Raw genomic sequence first — 14823 nt, forward strand, 5'->3', positions numbered from 1 at the left:
CCTTGTCTGCTCAGAACTTCTCAGGTGACAGCCTGCTTTCGGGTGAACTGAGGCAGTGCGTACTCCTTGTTCACGAGCACTTGCTGCAAGCCCTGCACTGCCATGCCCACGTTCTCGTAGGAAAGATAAAGGGGCGTGAAGCCAAATCGCAAGATATCGGGTTGCTGGGCGTCCCCCGCGCGGAAATCTCCGACGATGCCTCGTGCGATCAATGCCTGCACGGTGGCGTACGCGCTATCCGAGGGGAGCGTTCCTTTTGGGCTGAGGCTTACCTGAGAACCGCGCTTGGCGTGTTCGTGAGGCGTGATTAGCTCGAACTGCCCAGGGCATTGGGCTTCAACGAGTTCAATGAAAAGATCCGTCAATGCGAGTGATTTGGAGCGCAGAGCTGCCATGCCGCCGAGCTTGTCAGCCTCTGTGAATACATCCAGCGCGCAATCGAGTGCCGAAAGGCTGATGATGGGCTGCGTGCCGCATTGATAGCGCGTGATGTCCATCGCAGGCTCGTACCCAGGCTTAAACGCAAAGGGCTGAGCATGGCTCCACCATCCGGCGAGAGGTTGCCAGCAGCGCGCTACGTGGCGGGGGTGGACCCAGGCGAAGGCGGGCGCACCCGGGCCGCCGTTCAAATACTTGTAGCCGCAACCCACGGAAAAATCAGCGTCAGCGGCGGTCAGGTCAACCGGTACTGCACCAGCGCTATGGCATAGATCCCAGATCACCAGCACGCCGGCGGCGTGTGCAGCGGCGGTGACGGCCGGCATATCGTGCATGGCGCCAGAGCGATAGTTCACATGCGTGAGCATGAGCACGCCCACATCGGGCTCCAGACAGGTCTGCACTTCGTGCGGCTCGATCAGGCGAAGATTCCATCCACGCTCGCGGCAGAGCGCTTCAGCGATGTAAAGGTCGGTCGGAAAATTACTGCGCTCACTGACGACGGTTCTTCGAGGGGTGCAGGTACTGCCCGCAATGCCCTGCTTCGACTGGCCTTGCCCGGCCTCGTCCTGCTCTACGAGTGTGAGCGCGGCCGAAAGTACTTTGTAGAGATTCACTGAAGTGGTGTCGGTGGCTACTACCTCGCCCGGTCCGGCGCCAATCAGCGGCGCGATGCGATCTCCCACGCGGCGCGGCAGGTCAAACCAGCCGGCGCTGTTCCAGCTGCCGATGAGGTCACGCCCCCATTGCTCGGCCACGACCTGCGCTACCCGAGCAGGCACAGCGCGGGGCAACGCACCCAGCGAATTGCCATCCAGGTAGATCATGCCCTGGGGCAAGTCGAATAGGTTCTTGAGCGGCGCCAGGGGATCGGCGGCGTCGCGGTCTCGGCAGTCGTTTAGAGAAGTCATGTTAATCCTGCTGCGTAAGCGCTTGTAGGGGGGAGTGCACGCAGCACGGCACGCACGGGAGAGGCGTCGGCGCTCATGAGTTTCAGGGGCAAGGCGATCAACTCGTAGTCGCCCTCCGGTACGTCGTCGAGGACCAGGTTTTCCAGTACCCGCAAGCCGCGCCGGCGGATGACCTGGTGGCTCTCCAGCTCTTTGCTGCTGGCTGGATCTATGCTTGCGCTGTCGATGCCGATGAGCAGGACTCCAGCATCCGCCAGGCGCTCCACCGTTTCTGGTGCGAAGGCGGGAAGTTCGCCATCCCACTGGTCGCTCGGCATGCGTTCATAGGCGCGCACGAGAACTCTGGGCGGCAGCTTATGTGCTGCGTGCGCGAGATGTTGCCAAAAGATGAGTGGACGCACGCCTATGGCGTGGATGACGCGGCAGGGGCCCAGGAACGGAGAAAGGTCGAGCGAGCCCACGGCCGCGCCTTGGGGGTCGTAATGAAGTGGCGCATCCGCGTGGGCGCCAATGTGCGGAGAAAGTGTGAGGCTACTGACGTTGACCGGGCAGCCGGGGCCGATTTCGGCACTCCACTGTTGCTCATAGACCGTGTCGCCAGGGAACACGGGCGATGCCGCGTGTACCGGTGGGGAAATATCCCAGAGTGTTTTCATCTTTTCAGGGCATGCCATTCGTTCGTGCTCATAAGGTAGCGGTTTGCGCGCGCAGTGGTGTCGGTTTTTTCCAACGAGACACCATTGAGCTGGATCTAAGACGGCAGGCCTGCGCGGTGCCTAAAATGAGAATGAATAACTAATTGAGTCTCATTTAATGGATTCCGCGTTTTTTGCCTCCAGTGCCTCGCAAGCCGTCGGTGATCTATTGCCTCTGCACGCTCTGTCACGGGGCGAACGCGGTGTGATTGAGCAAATGCGCAAACCCACACAAGACGGTGATCACGAGGTATTGCTGAGGTTGCTGGAAATTGGTTTTTTGCCCGGTGAAATCGTGCGCGTGATTGCACCGAGCCGGCGCGCCTCCGATCCAGTGGCGGTGCGTATCGGTCAGGCGACCTTCGCACTGCGCGTATATGAGGCGGCCTTCATTGAGGTCCGCCTGGTAACCGAAACCGTGGGGAGTCGGGTATGAGCCGCCCATCGCCTGCTGAGCCGAAGCCTGCCCAATCCGTTCCGGAATCGGTAGCGCCGGCCGCGCCGAAATCTCTGCGTATCGCCTTGCTCGGTAATCCCAATTGCGGGAAAACTGCGCTGTTCAATCTGCTGACTGGGAGTCACCAGAAGGTGGCCAACTACGCCGGCGTGACGGTGGAACGTAAGGAAGGTCGTTTGACTACCCGCTCCGGCAGGCAGGTCACGGTGCTGGATTTGCCTGGGGCCTACAGCCTGCACGCGATGAGCGTGGATGAGGAAATTACGCGCGACGTGGTGACTGGCCAACGCGTTGGCGAAGCCCGGCCGGATTTACTCGTCTGCGTGACCGATGCCACCAAGCTGCGCCTTAATCTCCGCCTGGTGCTTGAAGCCAAGCGGATGGGCCTGCCCATGCTGCTGGTGCTCAATATGGCGGACATGGCGGAGCGAAATGGCGTGGTGATTGATACGGCACGGCTGTCGAAGGAGCTGGGGATGCCGGTCGTTCGTACAGTAGGTATCCGCGCCGAAGGAGCCAGTGAATTGCTGGCTCAGCTGGATGTTTTCAAGTTGCCGTTGATCGGTCGTAGTCCGTCGGCACAGAGCGCTTTGCCAGACGCTGATGGAGTCGTACTGACGCAGCGGGAAGTGCAGCGAATACTAGGTGCAGCGGTCAGCATGCCTGTGCATTCGCTGGAGCGTGATGACCGGATTGACGCTGTGGCCCTGCACCCGGTATGGGGCATGCTGCTGTTAGTCGCGCTGCTTTTCCTGATGTTTCAAGCGGTGTTTAGCTGGGCACAGCCGCCTATGGAGTGGATCAAGTCAGGCGTAGAAGGCTTGGCAACTCTTGTACGAAATCAGATGGCTGATGGGCCACTGCGTAGCTTGCTGGTCGACGGCGTATTGGCTGGTGTTGGCAGCGTACTGGTGTTTCTGCCGCAGATTCTGATCTTGTTTCTTTTCATACTGGCTTTGGAAGATTCAGGGTATCTGCCCCGTGCGGCGTTTCTGCTGGATGGGGTGATGGGCAAGGTGGGGCTCTCAGGGCGTTCCTTTATTCCGCTTTTATCGAGTTTCGCGTGCGCCGTCCCCGGCGTGATGGCTACACGAACCATTACGCACTGGCGTGACCGGCTGGTTACCATCATGATCGCGCCGTTGATGACCTGCTCTGCGAGGCTGCCGGTTTACGCGTTGCTGATCGCCGCCTTTATTCCTGCGCGCAAAGTGGCCGGGGTTTTCAATCTGCAGGGGCTGGTGCTGTTCGCACTCTATATCGCGGGCATCCTGGCGGCGCTGGGGTTGGCAGGGGCATATCGCCTGGCAGGTGGTCGGGCAAAGCCTACGCCCTTGATCATGGAATTACCTTCCTATCGCTGGCCCAGCGTTCGCCAATTGGGATTCGGGTTGTGGGAGCGGGCGCGCATTTTCCTGCAGCGGGTGGGTGGCATCATTTTGGCGGTCATGGTGCTGCTGTGGTTTCTCTCCAGCTACCCGGCACCGCCTGCGGGCGCTACTGGTCCAGCCATTGAATACAGCCTGGCTGGCCGCATTGGCCAGGCCCTGCAGTATGTGCTGGCGCCCATAGGCTTTAATTGGCAGATATCCATTGCATTGGTGCCCGGCATGGCGGCGCGCGAGGTGGCTGTGGGGGCCTTGGGTACGGTTTACGCCCTTTCAGCTTCCGGGGATGATGTGGCGCAGCAATTGGAACCGCTGATCGCTCAGGGCTGGAGCATGGCAACAGCGTTTTCGCTGCTGGCCTGGTTCGTCTTTGCACCTCAATGCATCTCGACGCTGGTGGCTGTCAAGCGAGAGACGAACGGCTGGCGCTATCCGCTCATCATGGTGGTTCAATTGTTTGGGCTGGCTTATGCTGCAGCCTTCATTACCTATCGCGTGGCGCTTGCGCTGGGCGCGGGTTAAACCTGAAACGGCAGGAAACGATGCAGCAATGGATTGTGGGCATAGCAGTGGTGCTGGCGGCCGTCTACGCAGTGTGGTCCTTCACGCCTGAGCGTTGGCGCCAGCGTCTGGCCAACCGACTGGGTTGGCAACGGGCTGCGAGTACCGGAGGTTGCCATTCATGCGATGAGTGCGGCAGCTGTCAGGCGCCTGCCGGCCAATCAGACCCACCTCCCAAGCGCGGATAAGCCAGCCTGCCGCATTGAGCCGCTTCCTTAATACTCATCATGGAGCCGCTGCCAACTGTAAGCCGGTTCCTGAGGCCAGCCAGCAGGGGAGTCTTCCCAGTTTTCCTGACGCCCCCAGGGAGTGAGGTCGAGCATCGTGAACGTATTGGTGGGTGTTTCCGCGCCTCGTCCGGCGGTGAACCAGGTCTGGAAAACATCTCCACCCCGTTGGATGAAAACCAGAAAGCCAAAGGGCGTGTTCTGCGCCTTTACCAGATCTTCGTGAAAACTATTGCCCTCGCACGAGACCCAGGGGAACGTCCAACCCATACGTGCCTTGATCGCTTCGATGCGTTCCAGGCTGGTATGCGCTGTCATCACGAATGACGTACGCCGAGCGTGCAGATGCTCCCAGTGATTCATCAAATGGTCACTCACTTGTGAGCATCCAGGACAAATGTGGTTGGCCGTGAGCATGTTGTGATAAATGATGAGCTGGTCGCGTCCTTCGAATAGGTCGATCAGCTTCAATGGCCCGCTAGGGGTATTGAATACATATTCAGTCTCTATGCGCACCATGGGGAGCCGGCGGCGGCGGGCGTTCAACGCATCGCGTGCGCGGGTAAGTTCCTTCTCGGCTTGAAGCAAAACGTCGCGCTCGTGCTGCCATTCAGTGCGCGTCACAACCTGGGGGTAGGCTGGGGCCTGCGCTGTGCCGCTGTCGGATGAGGTGGACATGGACATCTCCTGGAGTAATGTGTACAGCGTACACAATTTGATGATATTACTCAACTCAAGAGATTTTTAGTCACAAATCAGGTGCGCGCCGTCACAGTTGACGAGCCCAATATCTTCTTTTGGTGTTAATCGGCCAGGGCGGTCAGACCGTGGCGTAGGCGAGCCCGGTGGCAGGCCTCGCTGCCTTCCTCGAATTCCTGGCAAGGTGAGGAGCGCCATTCATAGATGCCGCATGCCACCTTCTCGCCAATACGTCCGGTTAGCGCGGAGCAGCGAGCGGGCATATGGTCAGTACCACGCATGCGGCAGGTGCTGTCATTGACGACCACCGCCAGCGCGTCAGGAACGCTTCCACCCTCTGATTGAAGTTCAAAGGCCGAGAAGTCCACACGAAAGTGGGCGCAGCAAGCACCGCAGGATTGGCATGCGCTCATTGTTTGAAGCAGGGCTGCTGCAGGGCTGGGGCGTATGACGCCAACCCGGATGATTCAGCTTCTTACCGAAGGGCTCATCCGGGCGGGGTAAGTATCAGCCTTGAGCCTCGCTTTGACGGCCTAGCAGCAAATACTCCATTAATGCCTTCTGGACGTGCATGCGGTTTTCTGCCTCGTCCCACACTACGGACTGAGGCCCGTCTATGACTTCAGCGGTCACTTCCTCGCCGCGGTGAGCGGGCAGACAGTGCATGAACAGCGCATCCGGTTTGGCGACCCGCATCATCTCGGCGTCTACGCACCAATCAGCAAAGGCTTTCATGCGCTCTGCGTTTTCGGCCTCGTAGCCCATGGACGTCCATACGTCCGTGGTGACCAGGTCGGCCCCGCGACAAGCTTCCAGGGGGTCGCTGAAGAAGCGGTAATTACCTGCTCCTTTACGCGTACCGGCCACTAGCTTTTCATCGACTTCATAGCCGCGCGGGGTACTCACATGAACCTGAAAGCCAAGGATGTCAGCCGCTTGAAGCCAGGTGTTGGCCATGTTGTTGCCATCGCCCACCCAGGCTACCGTTTTGCCAGCGATCGAGCCGCGATGCTCGATGAAGGTGAAAAGATCCGCCATGATCTGGCACGGGTGGTATTCGTTGGTCAGGCCGTTGATGACGGGTACACGTGAATACTCGGCAAAACGCTCTATACGCGCTTGCTCGAAAGTGCGAATCATCACGATGTCGACCATGCGACTGATCACGCGTGCCGTGTCTTCTATGGGCTCTGAGCGCCCCAGTTGGCTGTCGCCGCTGGTCAGGTTGACCACTGATCCACCCAATTGATACATGCCAGCTTCAAAGCTCACGCGGGTGCGCGTGGAGGCTTTTTCAAAAATCATGGCCAGCGTGCGGTCAGCCAGGGTGTGGTGCTTCGCGTACGTCTTGAACTTACCCTTGATTTGCGCCGCGCGCTGAAATACGTATGCGTACTCGTCGGCGTTGAAATCACTGAACTGAAGATAGTGCCTGATGGGTGTGGTCATCGTGTTCAGCCCTGCTCTTGCAAAAAAGCTTCTATCAAAGGCACCAGAATGGCAACGATTTCGTCAGCCTCAGCTTCGGTCAGTATCAGTGGGGGTACCAGGCGGATCACTGAATCTGCAGTGACACTGAGAAGCAAGCCCGCTTCCGCAGCGCGCTCGGTCAGCACACCACAGGGCTTGGTGAGCTCGATGCCCAGCATCAACCCTTGGCCACGAATGTCCTTGATGCCGGCGTTGCCTGCCAGGGCTTTGTCCAACGCTGCCTTCAAGTGGGCTCCCACCTTGGCTGCGTTTTCCATCAGGCCATCTTCTTCCATGATGCGAATGGTCTCTACCCCTGCGCGCATGGCCAAGGGGTTGCCGCCAAAGGTCGTGCCATGGTTGCCGGGCTGGAAGATGTTGGCGGCCTTAGGCCCCGCCACCACGGCGCCTATAGGCATGCCTGATCCCAGCCCCTTGGCCAGCGGCATGACGTCAGGCACGATGCCAGCCCACTGATGTGCGAACCACTTGCCGGTACGGCCCATGCCGCACTGCACTTCGTCGATCATCATCAACCAATCGCGGTCGTCGCAGAGCTGGCGCACCTGTTTGAGGTAATCGACGCGCATGGGGTTGATGCCGCCTTCACCCTGGATGGTCTCGAAAAACACAGCCACTACATTGGGATTGCCCTCAGTGGCTTGCTTCAATGCTTCGATATCGTTGAGGGGAACACGAATGAATCCTTCCACCAATGGCTCGAACCCTTTTTGCACTTTCGGGTTGCCGGTGGCGCTAAGAGTGGCAATGCTGCGGCCGTGAAAGGCTTTTTCGTAGACCACGATCTGTGGATTCGTGATGCCTTTGTCGTGGCCGAACTTGCGGGCGAGCTTGAGAGCCGCTTCGTTGGCTTCCAGGCCGGTGCAGCAAAAGAAGGCATTGGTCATGCCTGACAGCTCGGTCAGTTTCTTGGCCAGCACTTCAGCATTGGGCACATGGTAGTAGTTGCTGCAGTGGATGAGCTTACTGATCTGGTCCTGCAAAGCGGGTACCAGCTTGGGATGGTTGTGCCCGAGCGTATTGACCGCGATACCACCCAGGCCATCGAGGTAGCTCTTGCCGTTGATATCCCAGACGCGACAGCCTTGGCCACGATCCATGGCGATCGGCAGGCGGGCGTAGGTGTTCATGGTGTGCGGCGAGGCGGCTTCGATGTGCTTGGTCACGACTAAAGGCTCCTGGAAATAAAAATCGGGCCAACGAGGCCCGCTGAAGCTGCATTCTAGGGGCTTGGAAAGACAGCTTTATTGCATTGATCGCATCACAGTGCGTCGTTTCCTACAAGCAAGGGCCTCACTGCGCCCCGCTCAAGTGGACTCAAGTGCGGCCAAGCATGAGATCCTTTGCAAGTCTCCGCCAAAACCATCAGCTTATCTAGGAGGCTGTCGGACTTGGAGCGCCGATAGCGAAAATGGGCCCCAGCGAGGACAGTTTTCACGGGATTTGCAGGCCCATAGCCTAGCTATGGGTCAAAAAGACCGTGAAAAATGGACCGCTGCGGCCCATTTGCAGCCGGCGATTTCCAAGTCCGACAGCCTCCTAGTGAGGTAAAACCGTCGGAATGCGAGCCTGTTTTCAGGCTATCCGAAGTTCCTTCGTAGGCGTAGTCTTATATAAGATAGAATTTTGTGCGGTGCAGCAGCCACAAGCGAGTTGCACTTCTTTTTTTCCGCCAGAACCCACGATGGCTATCAATCCTTCCAGCAGCGAAGTCTTTATTCAGGGCGTGACCCGTTCCGGCCGCACGTTTCGCCCCAGCGATTGGGCGGAACGGCTTGCGGGCGTCATGAGCCCTTTTCGTCCCGGGGGCGCTCACCCGGGGAGCCATCTTAGCTACTCGCCCTGGTGTGTCCCCACCGCGCTCAATGGGGTGAAGTGCGTGGTGGTGAATGTTGCTTTGCGCGAGCACGACCCCATGGCCTGGGATTTCGTCATGAACTTTGCGCGAGACAACGAGTTGCAAGTGGCCGAGGCATGCCTTTTGCCGGACAACAATCCCTAGGAGTCTGCGCAACCGACCGTGGATGCCGAGCGCTGATGATGGCGGCTAGGGTCGTCGGAGGCCAAAAAAACTCAAATCCAAATGGTTGAAAGCAAAAAAAAGAGCCGCTAAGCGGCTCTTTTTTTTCTGCTGACAGCGCACCCGTTACAAACGGCGGTAGGCTTGACTGATGTGAATCAGGAAGCCCAACCGGGCTGTTTGCCTGAAATTCAGGCGGTGGCTTGTGCCAGGGTTTTAACCTTGGCGGACAGGCGGCTCTTATCGCGAGACGCCTTGTTTTTGTGGAAGATACCTTTGTCAGCGACGCTGTCGACAACGGATTGCATCAGTGCAAAGGCGCTCTTCGCTTTATCTGTATCACCGGCGAGAACGGCTTTCTCAACGTTCTTGACGGCAGTGCGGTATTTAGAACGCAGCGAAGTGTTCGCAGCGTTCAGACGTACGTCTTGACGGACGCGTTTACGGCCTGATGCCAGGCGGGGGTTCTTTTTCTTGGGCTTTGCAGCGGCCATGAGAGTATTCCTTTAAGTGTCTGTGGATGTTGACAGCAGAACCGAGCATTCTAGCAGGTTTGAATCCTTTGGAGCCACCCGGCGTCACTCGGGCGCCCCTGCCGACGACTAACTGCTGCAAAACCACAGGTTCAAAGACTAAACTCAATGTCTTTCAGACTGAGACGCTGTGAGTGAATCCCTCCTTCCCGCCGGATTGCCTCATACCTTCTCAGCTTACTCCGCGCAATGACCTGAATATTCGTTGTGGGGCCACAAGCGGTCTTCCGGATAGCCGGGGTGAAGCATCTTCCATGAGCCTTTTCAAATCCGCCTCCACCGTTTCCTTGCTAACCCTCGCCTCGCGCGTGACAGGGTTGGCTCGGGATGTCCTGATGGCGTCCGTTTTTGGCGTCAGTGCCATGACAGATGCTTTCTGGGTTGCGTTCCGCTTGCCCAATCTGTTTCGCCGAGTGCTGGGTGAGGGCGCTTTTAGCCAGGCTTTTGTGCCGGTGTTGGCCGCTACGCGCGCCACTGAAGGCGATGTCGGAGCGAAGCTGCTGATCGATCGAGTGGCTTCATTGCTGGCGTTGGTGCTGCTTTTGCTTAGCGTACTGGGAGTGATGGCCGCGCCTGTTCTGGTGTGGGGCATGGCCAGCGGGCTACCTGCGGAGGGCGCGGCGGCTGCGGTGCACATGACGCGCTGGATGTTTCCCTATATTGCCTTCATGTCCTTGGTGGCGTTGGCGGGTGGCGTGCTCAACACCTGGGGGCGCTTCGTCGTGCCAGCTGCTTCGCCGGTTTTGCTCAATCTGGCATGGATTGCTGCGCTGATTGGGTTGGTACCGGTATTTTCACGTTTCGGAATCGAGCCGATTTATGCACTGAGCGCGGGCGTGTTGCTGGGTGGGGTGCTGCAATTGGCGCTGCAGATTCCGTCGCTTCGTAGGCTGGGTTTGCTTCCACGTGTCCGCTGGACCGGCCAGGCACTGCGTGAAGCGTGGCGCGATCCGCAAACGCGCAAGGTTGCGCGACTCATGCTGCCTGCACTCCTAGGCGTGAGCGTGGCTCAGATCTCGCTTCTCATCAACACACAGATCGCATCTCATCTGGCGCCCGGCAGTGTCAGTTGGATTTCCAGCGCTGATCGTTTGATGGAGTTTCCCACCGCACTGCTGGGCGTCGCGCTGGGTGTGGTGTTGATGCCCCAATTGTCCGCAGCACGCGCACGAGATGATGCGTCTCATTATTCGGCCTTGCTGGATTGGGGGTTGAGGCTGGTGGTGCTGTTTGCGGTACCGTGCGCGGCCGCTTTGCTGGTGTTCTCCGAACCTCTGGTAGCGGTGCTGTTTCATTACGGTGCGTTCGGGGCACGAGACGTTCAAATGGTCACCGCAGCCCTGTTGTTCTACGGTGTTGGCCTGCTGGGTATCGTGGCGGTAAAGGTGCTGGCACCGGGGTTTTATGCGCGGCATGACATGCGTACGCCGGCCATGATCGCCGTCGTGGTGCTGGTTTTCACACAGGTGCTGAACGTCATACTGGTGCCGTGGTTGCAGCACGCCGCGCTAACCCTGACGATCAGCCTGGGGGCGTTGTTAAACGCCTTGTGGCTGCTCATCGGCCTGATTCGCCGAGGCAGCTACAAACCCCTGGCGGGTTGGGCTGTTTTTGCTGCACAGGTGCTGGGGTCCACGGCGCTCATGGCGGCTTTTCTACTTTTGGGCGCCGAACGGGTGAATTGGGTCACCACAAATGGCTTGGTCCGCGCTGGATTGCTGACTGCATTCGTTATGGGGGCTGGCTTGATCTACTTCGGAGCCCTGAGGGTTTCAGGATTGAAGCTAAGGCAACTTCTGAGGCGTTAGGTGCTGCCTGCATAGCGCGCCAGCGGGTCTCCTGCCAGCTCTGTTGGGGAGCACCGCGCAAGCTGTCCTGAATCAAATTTGCGCCGTGCCGTGTTATTTTCCAGTACCACTTCCAAGAACACCCGAGGGGACAAGCTGATCATCGCTTCGGTGTGATCCCTTGACGAGCCTCTTCGCTGACTATAAAAAGCGCCCATGGCCTTGAATTTTTCTCTTCCTACACCGCTTGGCTACTTCGCTGCTTTGGTGGAAAGTGATGAGCATTTCCCATTGCTGGAGGCCGTAGCCAGCCTGGCGCAAGACGAATACCCTGAGCTCGACGTTCAGCAAGTGCTCGGTGATGTAGATCAGATGGCTGCGCGGCTGGCGCGGCGTGTGGCGGTCGACGCTCCGCTTCTGGAGCGGGTGCGCGCGCTGAATCAGTTCTTTTTTGGCGACCTGGGATTTTCGGGCAATGTCAACGACTACTACAACCCTGACAACAGTTTCCTGAACGTCGTTTTACATACACGGCGCGGCATCCCGATCTCGCTAGCTGTCCTGTGGATTGAGCTGGCCCAGAGCTTGAAGCTTAAGGCCGAAGGAGTGGGCTTTCCAGGGCATTTCCTGACACAGGTGAGCCTGCCAGTAGGCAAGGTGGTGGTCGATCCGTTCACCGGCCAATCGCTCAATCGCTCCGATTTGCGAGAGCGCATTGCGGAAATTCATCCGAATCTTTCTTTTGAAGAGGGCAGCGAATTGCCGCTTGCGCTGTATCTGCAGGTCAGCCGCCCGCGTCAAATGGTCGCCCGTATGCTGCGCAACCTGCAGGATATTCATCGCACTCAACAAGACTGGCCGCGCTTGCTCACTGTGCAGGAGCGTCTGGTCACGCTGCTTCCAGATGCTTGGGAAGAGGTGCGCGACCGGGGCATGGTGCTCGCTGAGCTGGGAGAGCGGCAGCGCGCCCGGCAGGATTTGTCGGTGTACTTGCGTGAGGCTCCCGATGCGGTTGACCGCGAGACTATCGTGGATAGGCTTGCCGAGCTGGGTGGGCTACTTCCCTGAGTGGCTTTCCAGCAAGAAGAGGGCACCCAGCGAGTGATGCCCTCTCAGGCAGATGCATAGCGTAGGTTCAGATTTTCAGGCGATCCTTCGCCGGCGGCGAAGGAATCCCAAGCCAGTGGCCAACAGGAGTAAACCTGCCCAAGCGCCGCCTACAGGAACGGTAAATATCGGGTAAGAGCCTTCTCCGTTCTCACCGCCACCGGATGATGGCGTATTTTTAACAGTCTCAGCCTGGCCGGTTCCCGAATTTCCAGCCGAATCAGTCTGCGTGGCCGTGACTGTTACGGGACCCTGCGGCAGGGCTTTGACGTCCGTAGGCGGGGCCGTCCAGGTTCCGTTGGGGAGGCAGGCAGCGTTCGCAGCTGTCGCTCCCGAAAGGCCAGCGCCCATCACCACTGTCACGTAGCTGCTGCCCGCTTCACACGTGCCACTGGGTTGGTAGATGCCCTCGTTGTCGACATCAATCACCGGTGCCGTCACCGTCACCACAGGTGGCGTGGTATCGATTTCAGCTGCAGACACTTTCGTAGCTGTGCGAGAGGCATTGCCGACGTTGCCAGCTGCATCGGTCTGGCGGGCAGATATCTGCACTGGTCCGGACGCCAGGCCTCGCGCGTTGATGGCCGAAGCAGTCCACACGCCTGCCGAACCATCGCCGCTCGTGCCAGTGCAAAGCCCGGTTTGGGGCATGCTGCCGATGGTTATGCTCACGCTGCTGTCGCCGAGAGTGCAGGCGCCTGAAATGCTGTAGTTGCCCTGGTTATCGTCATTGATCTGGGCGGGCAGGTTGATAGACACCACGGGCGGGGTCAGGTCTTTTAGAACCAAGCGCATGGCCACTGGATTGGTGGTGTTTCCTGCGTCATCTGTCTGGCTGGCCGTGAGCGTCAAGTTGCCCTCGTTAAAGCTGAACATGTTGCGCGATACAGACCATCGGTTTGCGAGGCACGTAGGCGCAGCGTTGGCCGCATGAGCTGGATTTCCATCGGCGATCGTGGTGTTGACGGCCGTGCCGTTTTCGGAACAGCTACCCGCAAAAGCGTAGCTGTCTGCGTTGGCGGGGGTAATGGGTGGCGCTGTGGTAATGACTACCGCGGGTGCTACCGTGTCCTTGGTAGCTACGGCCGAACCACTGCCGCTGCCCTGAATGGAGTTGATGACGACGAAACCGTCCGGCAGCCCACTCACATTCACGCCCGCGCCCAGTTGCCATGTGCCCCCGCTGTTGCACCCCGGCGTGCCTGCAGGCAATCCACCCATGCTCACCGCGACGTTTCCGGCACCCACGGTGCATCGACCGGAGACCAGGGGTGTATTGCCGTAGCTGCTCGCATTGGCTGCGTTGATGGTAGGCGGAGGATTGACGGAGACCACAGGTGTGCTTGAGGCAGTGTTCTTGGTCACTGTGGTGCTCGCACTCTGGGCATCCTGGCTGGCAAAGAATGTGACGGAGCCGTCCGGGAGATTTGAGCCGGAGGAGGAGGTGTTGATACTTGCGCTATAGGTACCGGCTCCACCGCATGTTTGAAGCACATTCGTGGCCGGGCTGCCGGTGGGATTGCTGCTTACTGACACGTTGCCTCCGCCTACAGTGCACTGGCCTGTCACTGGTACGGCGCTTTGGTTGGCGGTATTGATACTCGGCGCGGCGATAGTCACCGAGCCTGGTGCTGCCGCGCAGTTGGGCATGGTCGCTTCAGCATGGGCTATGGAAACATCTGCATTGATGGCGCCCAACACGTTCAGCCCCAGGCGGAGCCCGTTGACAGTCAGCGTGTTTCCAGAAATCGACTGCTCATTGAGAATGAGCGTAAGACTGGCTATGAGAGGGATGTTGACGCTTAAATTGGTGTTCGGGCTGACGTTGAGCAACTGGCTCACGGCTGGCAGTAGTGGCGTTAGCAGCAAGCCCAAAGTGCCCCCTGCGCTCAAGCCGACGATACTGGTTTTGCCCGCTGCTTGAGGAGAGCCACCCACGCAAGTGAAGTGAGCTTCTGCTGTGATCGAGTCGGCGTGCAAGCTAAGTAAGTTGGCCCGAGGCAAGAGAGGAAGAGCAAGGCCCAGAGCGCTGACGTTCAAACCGAGCACCTGGCCTTCGGAATCAACTTTGTTTCTAGCTAGCGTGCTATCGGCTTTGCCATGAATGTTGCCGGTCTGGACTCTCAGGACATCGAGAGGGCCGGCGTTGACGCCTACATCGGCGCTTAGCAAGCTAGCGAATTGATGGAAATCCGGGGGCGCCGATCGGGCTCCGGTGTCGCCCAGTGGGGCCGACAACCCAACTACTGTCCCCACTGTTGCTGATAGGTTCAAGCCATATCCGCGCCCTTGCGCGTTCGTAGCCGCTGAGGCCTCCCCGGACACCCCAAGTGCCATGACGGCGGTCATTGCGCAGATGAATCTGCTAACCGGGATTCTCATCACTATGGATCGCATCTCATGACTCCGTTCTCTTGTACCGAAAAAAAAAAGAGATTGCGTTCGAGACTTATGAGGATTGACAACTCACACAATTTATTACACGCGATGTGATGCTATACCTTTATTA

The 14823-nt window shown here is 58.7% G+C and carries 14 protein-coding genes; 6 read left to right on the top strand and 8 right to left on the bottom strand.

Going from position 1 to position 14823, the window contains the following annotated elements:
- Positions 1-20 precede the first annotated feature (20 nt).
- A complete protein-coding gene (kynU, locus tag G518_RS0126540) occupies positions 21-1349 on the bottom strand; it encodes a kynureninase (protein ID WP_028605058.1) in 1329 nt (442 codons plus the stop codon).
- Positions 1346-2005 carry an arylformamidase gene (gene kynB / locus G518_RS0126545; RefSeq protein ID WP_156909558.1) on the bottom strand — a complete coding sequence of 220 codons (660 nt, stop codon included), beginning with the start codon at positions 2003-2005 and terminating at the stop codon, positions 1346-1348. The genes kynU and kynB overlap by 4 nt, the downstream gene beginning before the upstream one ends.
- Positions 2006-2162: 157 nt before the next feature.
- Between kynB and G518_RS0126550 the strand changes: the two genes are divergently transcribed.
- Genes G518_RS0126550 through G518_RS37160 form a run of 3 tightly spaced genes read left to right on the top strand, consistent with a single transcriptional unit; the run spans position 2163 to position 4638 of the window.
- Entirely contained in the window at positions 2163-2480 is a 318-nt protein-coding gene (locus tag G518_RS0126550; RefSeq protein WP_028605060.1) for a FeoA family protein, read from the top strand.
- Positions 2477-4411, top strand: a complete 1935-nt coding sequence (feoB, locus tag G518_RS0126555) for a ferrous iron transporter B (RefSeq protein WP_028605061.1) — start codon at positions 2477-2479, stop codon at positions 4409-4411. Before G518_RS0126550 ends, feoB begins: the two co-directional genes overlap by 4 nt.
- Before the next feature lie 20 nt (positions 4412-4431).
- Entirely contained in the window at positions 4432-4638 is a 207-nt protein-coding gene (locus G518_RS37160) for a hypothetical protein (protein ID WP_036596295.1), read from the top strand.
- 27 nt (positions 4639-4665) lie between these two features.
- Here the strand turns inward: G518_RS37160 and G518_RS0126565 are convergent, their stop codons facing one another.
- The 4 genes from G518_RS0126565 to G518_RS0126580 all read right to left on the bottom strand — a co-directional run bounded on the left by G518_RS0126565 (position 4666) and on the right by G518_RS0126580 (position 8033).
- The gene (locus G518_RS0126565) at positions 4666-5355 is read right to left on the bottom strand and encodes a DUF899 domain-containing protein (protein WP_051237441.1); all 690 of its coding nucleotides are present in this window, start codon (positions 5353-5355) and stop codon (positions 4666-4668) included.
- Positions 5356-5480: 125 nt separating this feature from the next.
- On the bottom strand, positions 5481-5789 hold the full coding sequence (locus tag G518_RS0126570; protein WP_028605063.1) for a YkgJ family cysteine cluster protein: 309 nt from the start codon (positions 5787-5789) through the stop codon (positions 5481-5483).
- A 94-nt stretch (positions 5790-5883) separates the two neighbouring features.
- Positions 5884-6825: an ornithine carbamoyltransferase gene (gene argF / locus G518_RS0126575; RefSeq protein WP_036596297.1), complete on the bottom strand. Its 942-nt coding sequence runs from the start codon at positions 6823-6825 to the stop codon at positions 5884-5886.
- A 5-nt stretch (positions 6826-6830) separates the two neighbouring features.
- Complete coding sequence (locus G518_RS0126580; RefSeq protein ID WP_028605065.1) at positions 6831-8033, bottom strand: aspartate aminotransferase family protein; 1203 nt, start codon at positions 8031-8033, stop codon at positions 6831-6833.
- Between the two features lie 518 nt (positions 8034-8551).
- Between G518_RS0126580 and G518_RS0126585 the strand changes: the two genes are divergently transcribed.
- A complete protein-coding gene (locus tag G518_RS0126585; protein WP_028605066.1) occupies positions 8552-8869 on the top strand; it encodes a DUF3579 domain-containing protein in 318 nt (105 codons plus the stop codon).
- A 209-nt stretch (positions 8870-9078) separates the two neighbouring features.
- On the opposite strand, the gene rpsT is transcribed toward G518_RS0126585, so the two are convergent.
- The gene (gene rpsT, locus G518_RS0126590; protein ID WP_028605067.1) at positions 9079-9381 is read right to left on the bottom strand and encodes a 30S ribosomal protein S20; all 303 of its coding nucleotides are present in this window, start codon (positions 9379-9381) and stop codon (positions 9079-9081) included.
- A 293-nt stretch (positions 9382-9674) separates the two neighbouring features.
- On the opposite strand from rpsT, the gene murJ reads away from it, so the two are divergent.
- Both murJ and G518_RS0126605 read left to right on the top strand, forming a co-directional pair.
- Complete coding sequence (gene murJ / locus G518_RS0126595; protein ID WP_028605068.1) at positions 9675-11228, top strand: murein biosynthesis integral membrane protein MurJ; 1554 nt, start codon at positions 9675-9677, stop codon at positions 11226-11228.
- Between the two features lie 195 nt (positions 11229-11423).
- The gene (locus G518_RS0126605) at positions 11424-12275 is read left to right on the top strand and encodes a SirB1 family protein (protein WP_028605070.1); all 852 of its coding nucleotides are present in this window, start codon (positions 11424-11426) and stop codon (positions 12273-12275) included.
- A gap of 75 nt (positions 12276-12350) precedes the next feature.
- Here the strand turns inward: G518_RS0126605 and G518_RS0126610 are convergent, their stop codons facing one another.
- The gene (locus G518_RS0126610) at positions 12351-14663 is read right to left on the bottom strand and encodes an Ig-like domain-containing protein (protein ID WP_028605071.1); all 2313 of its coding nucleotides are present in this window, start codon (positions 14661-14663) and stop codon (positions 12351-12353) included.
- Between the last annotated feature and the right edge of the window lie 160 nt (positions 14664-14823).

The organism is Ottowia thiooxydans DSM 14619, assembly GCF_000422885.1.
Taxonomy (GTDB): domain Bacteria; phylum Pseudomonadota; class Gammaproteobacteria; order Burkholderiales; family Burkholderiaceae_C; genus Ottowia; species Ottowia thiooxydans.

What these genes read in the sequence shown, in the direction of transcription:
- kynU (WP_028605058.1), bottom strand. Translation starts at nt 1,349, where the DNA reads ATGACTTCTCTAAACGACTGCCGAGACCGCGACGCCGCCGATCCCCTG.
- kynB (WP_156909558.1), bottom strand. Translation starts at nt 2,005, where the DNA reads ATGAAAACACTCTGGGATATTTCCCCACCGGTACACGCGGCATCGCCC.
- G518_RS0126550 (WP_028605060.1), top strand. Translation starts at nt 2,163, where the DNA reads ATGGATTCCGCGTTTTTTGCCTCCAGTGCCTCGCAAGCCGTCGGTGAT.
- feoB (WP_028605061.1), top strand. Translation starts at nt 2,477, where the DNA reads ATGAGCCGCCCATCGCCTGCTGAGCCGAAGCCTGCCCAATCCGTTCCG.
- G518_RS37160 (WP_036596295.1), top strand. Translation starts at nt 4,432, where the DNA reads ATGCAGCAATGGATTGTGGGCATAGCAGTGGTGCTGGCGGCCGTCTAC.
- G518_RS0126565 (WP_051237441.1), bottom strand. Translation starts at nt 5,355, where the DNA reads ATGTCCACCTCATCCGACAGCGGCACAGCGCAGGCCCCAGCCTACCCC.
- G518_RS0126570 (WP_028605063.1), bottom strand. Translation starts at nt 5,789, where the DNA reads ATGAGCGCATGCCAATCCTGCGGTGCTTGCTGCGCCCACTTTCGTGTG.
- argF (WP_036596297.1), bottom strand. Translation starts at nt 6,825, where the DNA reads ATGACCACACCCATCAGGCACTATCTTCAGTTCAGTGATTTCAACGCC.
- G518_RS0126585 (WP_028605066.1), top strand. Translation starts at nt 8,552, where the DNA reads ATGGCTATCAATCCTTCCAGCAGCGAAGTCTTTATTCAGGGCGTGACC.
- rpsT (WP_028605067.1), bottom strand. Translation starts at nt 9,381, where the DNA reads ATGGCCGCTGCAAAGCCCAAGAAAAAGAACCCCCGCCTGGCATCAGGC.
- murJ (WP_028605068.1), top strand. Translation starts at nt 9,675, where the DNA reads ATGAGCCTTTTCAAATCCGCCTCCACCGTTTCCTTGCTAACCCTCGCC.
- G518_RS0126605 (WP_028605070.1), top strand. Translation starts at nt 11,424, where the DNA reads ATGGCCTTGAATTTTTCTCTTCCTACACCGCTTGGCTACTTCGCTGCT.
- G518_RS0126610 (WP_028605071.1), bottom strand. Translation starts at nt 14,663, where the DNA reads ATGACCGCCGTCATGGCACTTGGGGTGTCCGGGGAGGCCTCAGCGGCT.